General features: G+C 50.8%; 18 protein-coding genes. 14 read left to right on the top strand and 4 right to left on the bottom strand.

What is annotated here, in order from left to right; genetic code table 11:
• Positions 1–47: 47 nt before the first annotated feature.
• From wecB to QMK20_RS20700, 6 genes are read left to right on the top strand one after another with little or no spacing between them, the layout of a single operon-like run.
• Complete coding sequence (wecB, locus tag QMK20_RS20725) at positions 48–1,139, top strand: non-hydrolyzing UDP-N-acetylglucosamine 2-epimerase (protein ID WP_283653123.1); 1,092 nt, start codon at positions 48–50, stop codon at positions 1,137–1,139.
• Positions 1,132–2,118 carry a polysaccharide biosynthesis protein gene (locus QMK20_RS20720; protein ID WP_283653122.1) on the top strand — a complete coding sequence of 329 codons (987 nt, stop codon included), beginning with the start codon at positions 1,132–1,134 and terminating at the stop codon, positions 2,116–2,118. The genes wecB and QMK20_RS20720 overlap by 8 nt, the downstream gene beginning before the upstream one ends.
• Positions 2,115–2,972: a dTDP-4-dehydrorhamnose reductase family protein gene (locus QMK20_RS20715; protein ID WP_283653121.1), complete on the top strand. Its 858-nt coding sequence runs from the start codon at positions 2,115–2,117 to the stop codon at positions 2,970–2,972. The genes QMK20_RS20720 and QMK20_RS20715 overlap by 4 nt, the downstream gene beginning before the upstream one ends.
• On the top strand, positions 2,930–3,958 hold the full coding sequence (locus tag QMK20_RS20710) for an NAD-dependent epimerase/dehydratase family protein (RefSeq protein ID WP_283653120.1): 1,029 nt from the start codon (positions 2,930–2,932) through the stop codon (positions 3,956–3,958). The genes QMK20_RS20715 and QMK20_RS20710 overlap by 43 nt, the downstream gene beginning before the upstream one ends.
• Positions 3,955–4,671, top strand: a complete 717-nt coding sequence (locus QMK20_RS20705) for a glycosyltransferase (RefSeq protein ID WP_283653119.1) — start codon at positions 3,955–3,957, stop codon at positions 4,669–4,671. Before QMK20_RS20710 ends, QMK20_RS20705 begins: the two co-directional genes overlap by 4 nt.
• A 29-nt stretch (positions 4,672–4,700) precedes the next feature.
• Entirely contained in the window at positions 4,701–5,900 is a 1,200-nt protein-coding gene (locus QMK20_RS20700; protein ID WP_283653118.1) for a glycosyltransferase family 2 protein, read from the top strand.
• Here QMK20_RS20700 and QMK20_RS20695 read toward each other — a convergent pair.
• A complete protein-coding gene (locus QMK20_RS20695; protein WP_283653117.1) occupies positions 5,897–6,283 on the bottom strand; it encodes a hypothetical protein in 387 nt (128 codons plus the stop codon). The two genes, QMK20_RS20700 and QMK20_RS20695, sit on opposite strands and share 4 nt — an antisense overlap.
• Before the next feature lie 76 nt (positions 6,284–6,359).
• On the opposite strand from QMK20_RS20695, the gene QMK20_RS20690 reads away from it, so the two are divergent.
• The 3 genes from QMK20_RS20690 to QMK20_RS20680 are packed head-to-tail and all read left to right on the top strand — an operon-like array spanning position 6,360 to position 8,017.
• On the top strand, positions 6,360–6,566 hold the full coding sequence (locus QMK20_RS20690) for a hypothetical protein (RefSeq protein WP_283653116.1): 207 nt from the start codon (positions 6,360–6,362) through the stop codon (positions 6,564–6,566).
• A 34-nt stretch (positions 6,567–6,600) separates the two neighbouring features.
• Positions 6,601–7,821, top strand: a complete 1,221-nt coding sequence (locus QMK20_RS20685) for a glycosyltransferase family 4 protein (protein WP_283653115.1) — start codon at positions 6,601–6,603, stop codon at positions 7,819–7,821.
• A gap of 22 nt (positions 7,822–7,843) precedes the next feature.
• A complete protein-coding gene (locus QMK20_RS20680; RefSeq protein WP_283653114.1) occupies positions 7,844–8,017 on the top strand; it encodes a hypothetical protein in 174 nt (57 codons plus the stop codon).
• A gap of 132 nt (positions 8,018–8,149) precedes the next feature.
• Here QMK20_RS20680 and QMK20_RS20675 read toward each other — a convergent pair whose 3' ends face one another.
• Both QMK20_RS20675 and QMK20_RS20670 read right to left on the bottom strand, forming a co-directional pair.
• Positions 8,150–8,572 (bottom strand): hypothetical protein, encoded by a 423-nt coding sequence (locus QMK20_RS20675; RefSeq protein WP_283653113.1) that lies wholly within the window; start codon positions 8,570–8,572, stop codon positions 8,150–8,152.
• Positions 8,573–8,597: 25 nt separating this feature from the next.
• Positions 8,598–8,945 (bottom strand): hypothetical protein, encoded by a 348-nt coding sequence (locus QMK20_RS20670; RefSeq protein ID WP_283653112.1) that lies wholly within the window; start codon positions 8,943–8,945, stop codon positions 8,598–8,600.
• Positions 8,946–9,145: 200 nt separating this feature from the next.
• Here QMK20_RS20670 and QMK20_RS20665 point away from each other — a divergent pair, with 200 nt between their 5' ends.
• From QMK20_RS20665 to QMK20_RS20645, 5 genes are all read left to right on the top strand, one after another.
• On the top strand, positions 9,146–9,793 hold the full coding sequence (locus QMK20_RS20665; protein WP_283653111.1) for a DUF1796 family putative cysteine peptidase: 648 nt from the start codon (positions 9,146–9,148) through the stop codon (positions 9,791–9,793).
• On the top strand, positions 9,786–10,412 hold the full coding sequence (locus QMK20_RS20660; RefSeq protein WP_283653110.1) for a DUF1796 family putative cysteine peptidase: 627 nt from the start codon (positions 9,786–9,788) through the stop codon (positions 10,410–10,412). The genes QMK20_RS20665 and QMK20_RS20660 overlap by 8 nt, the downstream gene beginning before the upstream one ends.
• A gap of 126 nt (positions 10,413–10,538) precedes the next feature.
• Entirely contained in the window at positions 10,539–11,468 is a 930-nt protein-coding gene (locus QMK20_RS20655; protein ID WP_283653109.1) for an NAD-dependent epimerase/dehydratase family protein, read from the top strand.
• Positions 11,469–11,610: 142 nt separating this feature from the next.
• On the top strand, positions 11,611–12,375 hold the full coding sequence (locus QMK20_RS20650) for a M15 family metallopeptidase (protein ID WP_283653108.1): 765 nt from the start codon (positions 11,611–11,613) through the stop codon (positions 12,373–12,375).
• A 100-nt stretch (positions 12,376–12,475) separates the two neighbouring features.
• Positions 12,476–14,203, top strand: a complete 1,728-nt coding sequence (locus tag QMK20_RS20645; RefSeq protein ID WP_283653107.1) for a methyl-accepting chemotaxis protein — start codon at positions 12,476–12,478, stop codon at positions 14,201–14,203.
• 97 nt (positions 14,204–14,300) lie between these two features.
• Here QMK20_RS20645 and QMK20_RS20640 read toward each other — a convergent pair whose 3' ends face one another.
• Positions 14,301–14,624, bottom strand: a complete 324-nt coding sequence (locus QMK20_RS20640; protein WP_283653106.1) for a PTS sugar transporter subunit IIB — start codon at positions 14,622–14,624, stop codon at positions 14,301–14,303.
• Positions 14,625–14,632 lie beyond the last annotated feature (8 nt).

Raw genomic sequence — 14,632 nt, 5'->3', positions numbered from 1 at the left:
CTCCACAGTTTAATGAAACAACGACAGCAAAGGTGGGTTCCAACACAATGAAAATATTGACCGTGCTCGGCACAAGACCGGAAATTATACGGCTCAGCCTGATCATTCCGAAGCTGGATCGCCATGCAGACCAGCATGTGCTTGTGCATACGGGCCAAAATTACACGGAAAGCCTGAGCGGGCAATTCTTCCGCGAACTGGGGCTGCGTGCCCCAGATTATGTGCTTCAGGAGAAGGCGGGAACGCTGGGCAAACAGTTGTCTGCCATGTACTCGCAGATGGAGGATATTTTAAACAAGGAGCGCCCGGATCATGTGCTGCTGCTCGGCGATACGAACAGCGCCCTGTGCGCCTTGCTTGCGGAACGTATGGGCTACCCGGTCGTGCATATGGAGGCGGGGAACCGCTGCTACGATCTGGATGTGCCGGAAGAGAAGAATCGCCGCGTCATTGACGCGATTTCTACGATTAATATGCCGTATACGGAGCAAAGCAAGCAGCATCTAATACGGGAAGGCTTTCCGAGCCAACAAATTGTATTGACTGGAAACCCGATTTACGAAGTGATGCAGCATTACGAGAAAGAGGTGTCCGGCAGCGACATTTTGAAGAAGCTGGGACTGTCGCCAGGGCAATATTTCCTGGTAACCGCCCACAGAGCCGAAAATGTCGACCATCCGCCACATTTGCTGGCTATTCTGGATGGCCTGAATCGGGTAGCACAGCAGTCCGGACAGCGGGTCATTTGCAGTATTCATCCTCGCACCGCCGCTCGTATCGCGAGCCATCCGCCGATCGAGCTTGATCCGCTGGTGGAATTCCATGAGCCGTTCGGTTTTTTTGACTTCGTACTGCTGGAGCGGCATGCCCGCTGCGCTTTGACGGACAGCGGCACCGTACAGGAGGAATGCTGCATCATGGGTGTGCCGACGGTCACGATGCGCCGGACGACGGAACGGCCGGAAACCGTAGATTGTGGCAGCAATATCGTGTCCGGGTTGGATGGAGAGGTTATAGCGAACGCAGTAGTCTTAATGACCGGGATGAAGCATAAGTGGCAGTGTCCCGCAGGTTATCTGGCGGAGGATGTGTCAGATAAGGTAGTCAAATTTTTGCTTGGAGGGAAACGGCATGTTTGAAAACCAACGTATCTTGGTTACCGGCGGTACCGGCTCCTGGGGGCATGAGCTGGTTGCCCAGCTACTGCCGCGTAACCCCAAAGAGGTCATTATCTTTTCGCGCGGAGAATCGAGTCAGGTTGCGATGAACAGGCAGTTTGAGGATGAACGACTTAGCTTCTGCATCGGGGATATTCGGGATAAGGATGCACTGGTTACCGCCTGTCAGGGTGTGGATTATGTATTTCATTTGGCGGCTCTCAAGCACGTACCTGTATGTGAAGATCAGCCCTATGAAGCACTAAAAACGAACGTGGTAGGCACCCAAAACGTGATCGAAGCCGCTGTCATCAATCAGGTCAAGAAAGTCATTTATATCTCCACTGACAAGGCTGCGAATCCATCCAATTTTTACGGGATGACCAAGGCGATTGGTGAAAAACTGATCGTCTACGCCAATCTGCTGAATAGCGATACACGATTTGTAACGGTGCGTGGCGGTAACGTATTGGGCACGAACGGAAGCGTGGTGCATCTGTTTCAAAGCCAGATTCGCCAAAAGGGTACCGTTTCGATCACGGATATGAACATGACCCGTTTTTTCCTGACCCTGCGTGATGCGATCAGCCTTCTGTTCAAAGCCTCGGTGGAAAGTGTAGGCGGGGAAATTTTCATCATGACCATGCCAACCTGCCGCATTGTGGATTTGGCAGAGGTGCTCATCGAGGATTCGGGCGTGGAGAATGTAGAAATTGTAGAAAAAGGTGTCCGTCCTGGCGAGAAAATTCATGAGATTTTAATGAGCGACTTTGAAAGTCTGACGACGGTCGTATACGACGAGCAATATTTAATCATTCTGCCAACGCTGAATATCCCTCAACTAAAGGATCGATATAAGCAATGCCCTCCAGTGTCGTTCAGCAGCTTTAGCTCAGAGTTCAATCTGATGTCTAAAGCGGAGATTCGAAGCATTCTCCAGAGCGGGGGGTTCATTAAATGAAGCTGCTTATTTTGGGCGGTAACGGCATGGCAGGCCATGTGCTGGTCGATTACTTTCAAAAGCAGGGCGGATATCATGTGTTCTACACCACGCGTGATCCCAAGAATAAAGGGGGTCTGCTGCTGGATGTGAATGACAGCTTTATGGTGGAGCAACTGGTGCGGAGTGTGCGACCTGACGTCATTATTAACGCGGTGGGTGTGCTAAACCAGTATGCCGGAGCGGATCAGATTACAGCATATCAAATTAACGGCCTGCTGCCGCACTTTCTCCAGCGGACGGCGGACAGAATCGGTGCTCGGTTCATTCATATCAGTACGGACTGTGTATTCGAGGGGACGCGGGTACCCGGTTTATATGCAGAAACGGATCAACCTGACGGGACAAGCGCCTATGCATTGACGAAAATACTCGGGGAAGTAAAGGCGCCGGGCCATCTGACGATTCGCACCTCCATTATCGGCCCGGAAATCCGGCCGGGGGGCATTGGTCTGCTGAACTGGTTCTTGCAGCAGAGTGGGGACGTTGACGGGTATCGCCGCGTCTTTTGGAACGGGGTTACAACACTGGAGCTGGCAAAGGCTATACAGGTGTTGATGAATGAGCCGCTAGATGGACTCATTCATCTGGTTCATCCTGAACCGATCAGCAAGTATGATCTGTTGCTGTTGTTCAAGGACATCTGGAAGAGGGAGGATATTCGGATCGTGCTGAAGGATGAGCCGGTTCAAGACCGGACACTTCGTTCTACCCGGGCCGATCTGCTCTACGATGTTCCTCACTACAGCATTATGCTGAAGGAGCTGCTGGAATGGACAGAAGCACAGCGGAACAACGTCGGCCCGTCATTGTAATTACCGGAGCGGCAGGCTATACCGGGATACACGCCTGCCGCCATTTTGCAAAGCTCGGCTGGAAGGTAGCGGCTCTGACCCGCACGACTGCTTCCGCCCGGGAGCTGATCTTGCAGTTTAACGGTGATGAGAACGTCGGCGTAGATTCCGGCACCAGCTTTTACATCACGTCTTATGTATGCGATTTGCTCGACAAGGAGCGTCTTCGCGAAGTGATTGGCCAGATTGCGCCGGATTATGTGCTCCATCTGGGTGGAAAAAATTCGGTGCCCGAATCTTGGCGAAGCCCGCTGCTCTACATGGAATCCAATGTGCTGTCCACGCTGTATCTGCTGGATGCGCTGCGTCCTTTTCCAAAGGCCCGGATTGTCGTGGTGGGTTCCCGGCTAAAGGCAATTTTGCAGGCTCCGTATCATCCATCGCATCCATATAGTCTCAGCAAAAGCCTTCAAGAAGCAGTCGCCCTCTCCTGGAGCACGTTGTTTGACCAATCCGTCATGCTGGCAGAGCCTTGTAATCTGATTGGGCCGGGTCCATCCACTGGCTTTTGCGCATTGCTGGCGGGTCATATTATCCGTACGGAGCGCACGTACACGGAGCCAGCAACCGAATCAGCATGTGAGCCTTTGCCCGCACTCGAACCCGCACCGTTCCGGGTATCTTCCCGGCATGCGCAGCGTGATTTTCTCGATGTGCGCGATGCCGTCCGCGCATACGGTGTGCTGCTGGAGCAAGGGGTGTCGGGGCAGGTTTACCCGGTTTGCACAGGCCGCATCGTGGAGCTGGGAGATATCGTGGAACGTATGGTTGCAATGGCAGAGACACCTGTTGCCATCGAATGGGGGGACGCGGCAGAGTCAGCGTATATGGATGCATACCGGGCCAAGGAGCTGGAGGATATGGGATGGAGGCCGATCATACCGCTGGGGCAATCGCTGGAGGATATGATTCGATACCGCCGAGTCGGAAAGGAAGGAACGATATGAGACCGAGTGTAACGATCGTCATTCCATTTTATAACTGTGGATACGTGGATAAGGCTGTGCAAAGCGCATTGGAGCAAACCTATGGTCCGCTTGAAATTATTGTCGTTGATGACGGTTCCACGACACATACCGAAATGCTTCAGCCCTATCTTCCATATATATATTATTTGGGCAAATCCAATGGCGGAACAGCCAGCGCACTGAATCACGGCATCCGGCATGCCAGCGGCGAATATATTGCGTGGCTCAGCTCAGATGATATCTATCACAAGGACAAAATTAACAACCAGGTATCCTTTATGGTGGAACAGGGGGCATATATCTCTCACACCAATTTTAATCTTATCAATCAATACAGCCAAATCACGAACCCGCAGGCGGCAGCCGTATTTCCGTCCATACCGGAGTTTTGCCGTTTTTTCCAGCAAGGGAATCCGGTCAATGGATGCACTGTCATGTTCAAAAAGGAACTGTTTGCGCATATCGGTCTGTTCGATGAATTGCTGCCGTACACCCATGATCTGGATATGTGGTATCGAGTCATGTTGGCGGGTTACCCTTTCCCTTTTCTGAACGAAGCGTTGGTTAACTATCGCTGGCATGACGAAATGGGGACAAAAAAGCACTGGCCTGCCGTTGAACGGGAATACAACATAACTCAAGCGCGGTATCGAGATCGCTTCAGCCAGCTGTTGAACGGTTTATCCTCATGAATCCGGAAGTCTGTCAGGGGGAGATTGATATGGTAGATACGGGGGTTGTAATGCCGCTCTACAAACAGGATATCGGTTATCTACAAGCGGCGATTTCGTCCGTACTGGCCCAGAGCTACGGAGCGTTTCGTTTCATCATCGTTATTGACGGAGCGCCGGAAATGGTAGGACCGGCGTTCCATGCAGCAGGGGGGGACCCGCGTGTTCAGTTGATTATACTTCCTGAAAACAAAGGAGTATCACATGCCCTCAACCGGGGGTTCGACGAGTTGTTCGAAGATCCTGCGATCACATATGTGACCTGGGTATCCAGTGACAATGTTTATAATTCATTCTTTATTGAACGATTGCGGAGAGAGCTGGAGCAGGGGCCCGACTCGCTTGGCCTTGTATTCTCCACTTTCCGCCAGGTTGACGCTGGAGGAAACCCGTTGTATGACGAGCAGCATCAACAAGCGCTGATCCGATACCAGAGCCAGCCACATCACGAATTACTGAACGCCAGCATTGTTGGGGTTTCATTTATGTACAAAAGCCAATATGCCCGTCAGATCGGCGGCTATCGGTTGCAACCCGTGGAGGACTATGATTACTGGCTGCGACTGACCGAGAAGTGCAGCATGAAATTCATCCCGGAGGTCCTTATGGATTACCGGGTGGATTCCGCTTTTAGTGTATCGGCCAGCTTGCACAGCCAGAAGGAGCATCGACGCTGGCGGCACGCATTTCAAGTCGCCAAGCATGAGACGAGAGCGCGCCGGGGTATCCCGCTTGAAATGACCATTTTGATGCCCGTTACGGATATGACTCAGGCTGAGCCGTTGCTGGATCAGCTGCTGGAGCAGCATTACAGCAATTGCTTGGTGCGGTTGCTGGATCTTACGCCTGAACAGGGCGCCTCTTCCTTCCTGCCCATCATGCTCGACCCTCGCCTGATCGTAACTCCAAGACCGCGATATTCCATGAGGGAAGCGCTGATTCAGGCCATTGGGGAAACGGTGACCCGCTTTGTTGTATGCTACGGGGTTAAACCTTATATCGCCGTGACGGATTTGCTGTATCTGACGGATTTACTCCGCCCACTGCCGAATACCCACGTTTTTTCCTACTATACAGATGATCACTCTACCATAGGCAGCGGGCGGGAAGTCACCGCTGTACCGCCGGAATGGAATTACGTGTATTACACCCATCGATTGCATCAGGCGCTGGAACAGGGTCGCTTTTAGCTAACTGGAGACAGGGCCGCAATCGTGGTCAGCTCCGATTGAAGGACACGATGCTCCTGCACAACATTGCCAAACTGGTCCAGACCGAAGTTGGAAAGAACCACATTGGATGGAACAGCGGCGACCACGTTGTATTGCACTTCATAGGCAAGCACACCTTGTATAAAGAAGGTGCGTCGGGCAATGGAGTTTGCAGGTACGTTAACCGATGTTACGTACAAGGGGATCTTGGTATCCGGTACGAGCGAGAAAAAAATTTGTATGGTCACGGTTGCTGCGTTTACCGTATCCTCATTCACCAGATTCACAACGACATTGGAGCAGGCAGTACCAAAATCCCTAGTGTTTGTCATATATCCGGTTGTAAAAGCCAAAACAATCATCCTCTCGAATACAGAATATTGGAAAATCCCTGTAGGGATGCTTCTATACTATGAATCTACTGAATAGAAAGCTTGTATGGTTGTCAGGAGTCTGCGCATAAAATTTAACAGAGTGCTTCTGGTAACCAATAGTTCCTTTAATCCTAACGGGAACAGCCCGGTTCCGGTTGTCACCATCGGTAATTTTATTGATGTGACCATCGTGCCCAATAACGGTTTCTTTGCGGTATGGACAGATGCACTGTCGGGCTCTCAGCAAATTTACGGAAGTAACGGAATGTAGCTTAGCGTACGAGACAGGAGGAGGTGAGGCTGTTGTGAAAATTTTGTTGGCTACCTACTGGCCGATCCCTCATTTGGGAGGCGTGTGGCCGTTTATGCTGCAAATTAAACGACGGCTGGAGCTGCTGGGTCACACCGTGGATTTGATGGGCAACGGACCGGATATACCCAAATACCATATTGTTTTTGAGAATAGGGAGCTGCTGAAGGATCAGTTGTTGCCCATGCTGAACACGAAGCTGAATGAGACGGTTGTACCTGTATTACATCAGGACTCCTGGGTGCAGACGGTGGAAAAAGACCGATACTGCATGGAACTGTCGGCGGCGTATTTTGGAGTTGAACAATACGATGTCATTCATACACAGGATGTCATTGCGACACGTGCCCTAAGCCGAGTCAAACGTAAAGATAGCGCATTGGTCGCCAATATTCACGGCTCGCTGGCCCGCGAAGTCATGATGGCGATGGAACGGGATCAAGAGCCGGGATATCGAGAGTTGTTGGTATGGAAATATTATTGGGCACTGGAGCACTATGGCGCTATATCCGCTGATATTACAATTACATCTACGGAATGGATGAAGCAGACGCTCATTCGTGAGTTTGAAGTGCCTGAGCAACAGATTGCTACTTTCCAATATGGTTTGGATACCGAACACTTCTGGGAGGTTTGCGCGAAGGGGACGGATGTCACACGACCTGAGGGGAAAAAGGTCATTATTTGTCCTTCACGGCTGGTATATATCAAAGGGCTGCACTACTTAATGAGTGCTCTTGGTTTGCTGAAAGATCGGCGCACAGATTGGGTGTGCTGGATTGTCGGAGAGGGAGACAAAAGGGAAGAACTTCAAACACAGGCTGATGAGCTGGGGCTGAGGGAAGAGGTAGTTTTTCTCGGACATCGTGAGGATGTGCCTGCCCTCTTGCAACTGGCGGATATTTTTGTTCATCCGAGTATACAAGATAATCAGCCATTTTCGGTTATGGAGGCGCAGGTTTCGGGGCTTCCGGCAGTGGTATCGGATGCAGGTGGACTCCCGGAAATGGTGGAGCATGAACATACTGGGCTGGTCTCCCCGGTTGGCGATGTGGAGGCGTTAGCAGCTCAATTGCAACATTTACTGGCTCAGGATGATGTGCGTATTGCTATGGGGAACCGAGCCAAAGCATGGGGAACCACGCAGTGGTCTCTGGATGTAATGATTGCACGACTCGTGGATATTTACGCGCAAGCGCTCAAGCAAGTACGTTGATTCGATAGTGAGGAGGGGGATCATGACTTTTCCTGTAGTTGGAGACTTGTACAACCGTATTTTTGAAATCGAGCAATCGCACCTGGATCTGGAGGTGGATTATGAAATATGGAATCGGATTAACACCTCTTTACCAGAACATTATAAGCTACCGGACGCGAACATACTGGAACGTCTGAAACAAGCCACGCGATGAGAGTGACAGTCGTCATTCTGAACCGAAACGTCCGTAATGCATATAAATATTCGACTGTTTCATTATATGTGGAGCAAGTGTAAAAGGCAGGCCGGGGCGTGATTCCCAGCCTGCCTTTTGGGCGATTACAGATCATGTTTCGTCCAGGTTTCCATCAACTGAATCATCGTAAACTGAGCCTTGGATCACGAGTGGACCGGTGACAACGGCCCGACGGTCAGCCGATTGCACAGTCAGGCAATAAACATATGGCGCTGTCTGTTCCACAGTTTCCTCATACCTTAGCTCGGCAAAGCCCTCCTGATAGCAGGAATCCTGCAACCAGTCCAGCACGGGACCCTGACCGTCGTTGCGACGCAGTCGGATAACCAGCTCTCCGATATCCCAGTTGAGCAGCGGATTTTCCCATGCCAAGGAGGCTTCAATGACAATACTTCCTTCAGACTCACTCGCAGGAATGATCAACGTAGATAGCACGCTCTCCTGTTCGGTGACCTGAAAAGGCAGCGCATGTGTGCCTGCTTCGGCTTTGTTTTGCACCGAGTATTTTAGCATACTTTCTTCCTCTCCTGTCCGTGTATTAGGGCGTCACGGTAAAATGACTGGCTGTACGCATAGCGACCACGTTCTCGTTCTCCACAAATTCAGCCAAAATAAATAACGTTTCTGGATTGCATATACTTGTGACCACCCGCAGGTAAAAAGGGTTTTGGGCTGTTTCCATATCTTTGAGCTGTACGACAGACCCGGCTTGGGGAGAAGTGCTCAGGCTAAGTAGTTGTCGTCGGAAAACGCCGCTATCATTTCCTATTTCCAACATTACATCGACAGGTCTCTTTTCACGATTGAACAGGGTCACATGACAGCTTTGTATACTGGCGCTGTGATAAGCGAGGTGATGATCAGCAGATAAAAGAAACACGGACATATGATGAAGCCTCCTTGAATTCCGTTAGGTTACCAGCCTTATATCATATGAAAAATGGCCGTGTCTGGACTGGATAGTTGTACGCCTTTTTTGACAAAATACGCGCCGGGGTCCAACCCTTTTAGCCGAGCTGGCATGTAATGTAGAGTGGAACAACCTGCGGCCTGAGGAAAGGGTCGCTTTAAAAAGGAGGCACGGCTATGAGACTTGCACAGCTGGCAGGGGAATATGATGCGGTCTTCAGTTTGGGGCAAAACTGCACGCCTGCCATTCAATTGGAAAAAAACCGCCTACGGCCGTTTGCCGGAGTGCTGGACTGGATGATGTCTGACACGCTGTCCGATGTGAATCGCTTGCTGGAAAACCGGTTTTCCGGGTTTATGGATTTTCCCAATTTAAGTGTCGTTGGTACGAGCCAACTGAACTATATGGTCAGGGATATCGATTATAACGTGATCTCGGTACATGATTTCCCGCAGGAACGCAATACGTCCGCAGATCTGGCGACTTATCCAGAGTTCAGGGAGAAGATAGACCGCCGTATCGAACGTTTTTTTGCAAAAACGCAGAAGGCGCAGCACAGCTTGTTCGTCCGTATGCTGGGAACCTATGAAGAGGCAGAGGAACTGGAGCGCATCTTGTACGGCATGGTGGCGCATGAATTTCGACTGCTCATCGTGAACTGTTCCGGTGTAACAGAGCTGACTGAGGTCGACTGGCAGCTTCCAAATGTATGCGCGGTGGAAATGCCTTTTGCCGATGTATGGAATTATAAAAGTGATCCGCACTGGTGTACGCTTTTTCAGGGAATGTCCCTATCTTCGGAAAGGGGAGGACGGCGTGCTTGAGCGATTGCAGGGGGATTATGACGCTGTATTCAGCTTGGGAGGACATTGCCTGCCTTCCATTCAGCTGGATAAAAACGGACTGCGTCCATACGCGGGACCGCTGGACTGGATGATTTCCGGCAACTTGTCGCAGATCAGTCGCTTGCTGGATGCCCGTTTCGCCGGATTCATGGACTTTGCCAGCCTGCGTGTGACGGGGCATGATTACGGCGAGTATAACTTCATGGTCGAGGACGCGTCGTATGAAATTACAGCGGCACACCATTTTCCTGTTACCCTGAATACATCGGAGCAGCTGACTTCCTATCCTGCATTCAAAACGACGCTTGATCGCCGCATCGCACGTCTATTGGAGAAATCTGCGCTTGCGTCCTGTTTGCTGCTGGTTCGTCTGGGGGGCAGTCGGGATCAGGCGGTAGAACTGCACACCGTATTGTCACAGATGATTACCCACGATTTTCGCTTGTTATTCGTGGATTATACAGGGGCTGCCGATGTGACGGAGCTGGATTGGGGGCTGGAGCAACTGGTTCCAGTGGCGCTGCCGCCTGAGGATATTTGGAGCGGGCAGGATGAGATGTGGCGCTTTATGCTGGCAAACGTCAGGCTACACGTCTGAGCAACTGGAAGGTACGTCTTAGATTGTCTTTGGTGTCTGTGCTCGTGCCTGCGCCAAGCTGTAGAGCGCCGCATAACATGATGGGAAAGGAAGAAACTTGCTTTGGTCCAAAAGGAGGGTGCGCTAGTGAAGGCTTTGGTCACCGGGGGAGCCGGATTTATTGGTTCCCATCTGGTGCGTGCGCTTGCTGATTCGGGCATCAGGGTGCATGTGCTGGATAATCTGACGACCGGGAATGTCGCAAATGTGGACCCGCGCGCGGTCATGCATATGGCGGATATCCGCAGCTCCGAGACCCGGACGCTGCTCATTCGGGAAAGCCCGGATATTGTATTTCACTTGGCGGCACAGGCCGATGTCCAGCAATCCATCCATCGACCGGATGAGGACGCAGATGTGAATGTGATGGGGACGATTCATCTGTTGCAGGCTTGTCATGAAGTCGGTGTATCCAAGCTGATATTTGCGTCCACATCCGGCGTATACGGTGAACTGCAAAAGCAATGTATTCAGGAAGACGATCCTGTGGAGCCGATTTCGGGCTACGGGCTTTCCAAGCTGACCGCAGAATCGTATATCCGTCTTTTTCATCGGTTATATGGCATGAATTACACGATTTTGCGTTACGGGAATGTGTATGGTCCCGGTCAGGCCGCGAAGGGAGAGGGCGGTGTAGTCGCTCTTTTTATGGATCGACTGAAAAAAGGGAGCCCCTTGCTCATTCACGGCGACGGAACGCAAACCCGCGATTTCGTGTACGTCAAGGATGTAGTCAGAGCGAATCTGGCGGCTATACGTGCAGCGGATCAGCGTACGGTACATGTGAGTACGGGACGAACCACGTCCATCAATCGGCTGGCCTACGATTTGCTGAAGCTGCACGGCTCGTCCGTTCGGCCCGTGTATTCAGCTGCGCGGGCGGGAGACATTCACCATAGCTGTCTTAGCAACGCAGTCGCGAGACATTGGCTTCGATGGGAGCCGCTATATGGCATCTCTGCCGGATTGAAGGAAACGTATGCGAGCAGTATTGGTTCAGGAAAAGAAGGCGTGTAGCGGGAAAGCGTGCGATTCAGGAAGGGGCTGGGGGCAGCCTCTTTTTTATGGATAGCCTGGCAGCTACTTATAGGAAAATATGTCCTCACCTGATACAATGGTCAGCAGTAAGCCAACCAGTTTCACAAAGGGGAGTCTGCCTATGTTGAAGAAGTCTTTAAGAAAAATCGGCATCGCACTGATTACATATGCATTATTGCTAAATGCAGGTCCTTTTTTCACCGTTGCTGCCGGAGCCTCGGACGTAACTGCGGATAGCAGTACAACGCAGAATTTGAACATTGAGAAGAAAAATAAATTGCCCAAGGGATTCGTGTATCTGGATGAAGTGATTCCTGCGGCGCAATATGAAATCCGCTATTATAGTGAAAATAACTTTGTTGGCAGACGGATTGATGGATATAAGAGGCCTTTTGCGATCATGACCCATACAGGTGCAGCGGCTTTAAAAGGGGTTAGCGATGATCTGGCAGCCAAAGGATATCTGTTGAAAGTATACGATGCCTATCGTCCGCAAAAAGCCGTGAATCATTTTGTCAGATGGTCGCAGGATAACGGTGATCTCAAAATGAAGCAGCAGTATTACCCGAAGCTGGATAAGCGCAAATTGTTCAAGCTGGGCTTCATCGCCAGGAAATCCGGCCATTCGCGGGGGAGCACCGTGGATTTGACGCTGGTGCACATCAAAACGGGGAAGACTGTCGATATGGGGAGTCCGTTTGATTTTTTCGGTGATATTTCCTATTACAACACGAAGCTGATCAGCAAGACACAGCAGGCGAACCGAAAAATCCTTAGGGATGCTATGGTGAAGCGTGGCTTCAAACCTTACAACAAGGAATGGTGGCACTTTACGCTGATGAAGGAGCCTTATGCTAAAACATACTTCAATTTTGATGTGGAATAGGAAATATGGGACGATTTAACTAAAAAGGATAGGCAGAAAGACATGTATAATATAAAATGATGTAAATACAAGTTGGATTATCCAAAGGAGCGTTGGCGGGTTGAACAGTCTGTTGTCACGTATGGTGTTGTTTTTTTCGGGCCTTATTGTAATCGGTGGAGCCATTCTGGGTTTTACCTTGTATCAATCTTCGAGCGAACTGGTGGAAAACTCCATGGGCCAGCAGGCCAAAGCGGTGGCCGAAAGGGCCGCAGCCATGATTAATGTGGACAAATACACAGACATTAAACCCGTTGCCGGGGGAGAGAATGCTTATTTTAATGAGCTGCGCGATCAGCTTAACGAGCTGAAGGAAGCTAACGGCTTCAAGTATTTATACACGCTGGGGAAAGTGGAAGACGGAGGCCAAGCGAGCTATGTGTACATCGTTGACGGCGTGGCTGCTTCCACCGCCAAAGAGGACTATTCGCCGCTGGGCACTCCCGAAAACAATGCGTACCCGGGGATGCTGCATACTTTGGAAACTGGGGAGGCTTCCATAGGCGATCTGACGAAGGATGAGTACGGAGCCACCGTCTCGGCTTATGTTCCGATTAAAGGCAAGGACGGCAGCATTACAGGAGTTGTCGGGGCAGATCTGGATGCTACAGAGGTATACAAATTAATGGAAACATCCAGAAGAACGATGCTGATCGTAGCTGCGATTGTGCTGGTGGTATGTATTCTGTTGGTCTTTGCACTAGCCAAATATTTGACTCGTCCGTTATTAAGGTTGACCAAAGATGTTGCCAAGGTTGGTGAAGGCGATCTTACGGTCGTTATTGATACGAATCGTAAGGATGAAATTGGCCGTCTGGCTTCGGCTTTTGGGGTCCTCGTAACGGATACAAGAACGGTAATTGAGGGCATTGGCAAAGGCTCGGACCAGATCCTGTCTTCATCCGGGGATGTGTACAATCATGCCCATGTTACAGCAGAAGCCAGTCGGGATATTTCCATACATATTAAAGAAGCTGCGGTGGGGGCAGAAACCCAGGTATTCCAGGCCATGGAGATGAATAAAGGCATGGAGGACATGACCTCCAGCATGCATCGAATTGCACAATCTGCTGCGATTGTAGCGGACTTATCGCAGGAAACTACCGAGAATGCTCATCAGGGTAATGAAGCCATTGTCAGGGCTGTGGATCAAATGAAATCCATTGTAGACTCTACAGCGGCGATGGCTACCGCCACCAAACAATTAGAGGAGCATTCCGTGGAAATCGGAGAGGTACTTTCCCTGATGACGGATATTGCCGGACAAACCAATCTCCTCGCGCTGAATGCAGCGATAGAAGCGGCTCGGGCCGGAGAGCATGGGCGTGGTTTTGCCGTGGTAGCCGAGCAGGTAAGGAAGCTGGCGACTCAATCCCAGTCGTCCTCGGCGGTTATCGCAGGCATCATCACCTCGGTTCAGCAACAGACTTCCGAGCTGTCCAAGCGGATGGAGGGAAGCGCCCTTGAAGCCAGGGTGGGAATGGACATTGTAAATGTGGCTGGACAATCCTTTGGCCATATTCATTCCGGTCTGGAACGGATCACGACACAATTGCAGGAGGTATCGGCTGCCTCGGAGGAGATCACTTCTGTTTCGGAGGAAGTCGCAGCTTCCGTGGACCAAATGGAGGGAATTTCACGGCATGCAGCCGAACACTTCCACCTGATTACAGAAGCCTCGGATGGGCAGCTAACCTCCATGGAAGGCGTCAGCCAATCGGCGGAGAGCCTGAAAGGGATGTCCGCCGAGCTACGCCAGTTGATTGGACGGTTTAAGGTGACGGGATAATCAATATCAATATGTATACCAATATACGGAAAGGCGGCAGCTTCCTGATGGGAGACTGCTGCCTTTTGCTATTCATCGAAAAATGTCTACATGTTCATTATGATTCGCCAGCCAGCTTCAAGGCTTGATCCAGCACGGCGGCACCGTTTGCTCTACCATAAGCGATCGTATCAATGACATCCACCGGGATGCCATAGGGAGCTGCAATTTCGGCAACCGGCTTTTTACGCATCCGTACTTGAGGACCAAGCAAAATAGCAATCACAGAATCTTTAATGCCTTCCAGCTCTTCCTTAATGGTACTTTCGGGGATGGCTTCGATGTTAAGCTCCATGGATCTGGCTGCTGCTTCTTTTTTCATCTTGGAAACCAGAATGGATGTGGACATACCCGCAGAGCAGGCCAGAATAATTTTTTTCATATTTGAAC

Origin of the sequence: Paenibacillus sp. RC334 (assembly GCF_030034735.1) — a bacterium.
GTDB classification, from domain to species: Bacteria; Bacillota; Bacilli; order Paenibacillales; family Paenibacillaceae; genus Paenibacillus; species Paenibacillus terrae_A.
Note: the sequence above shows the minus strand (reverse complement) of the source record. Positions and strands in the feature narration are given on the sequence as shown.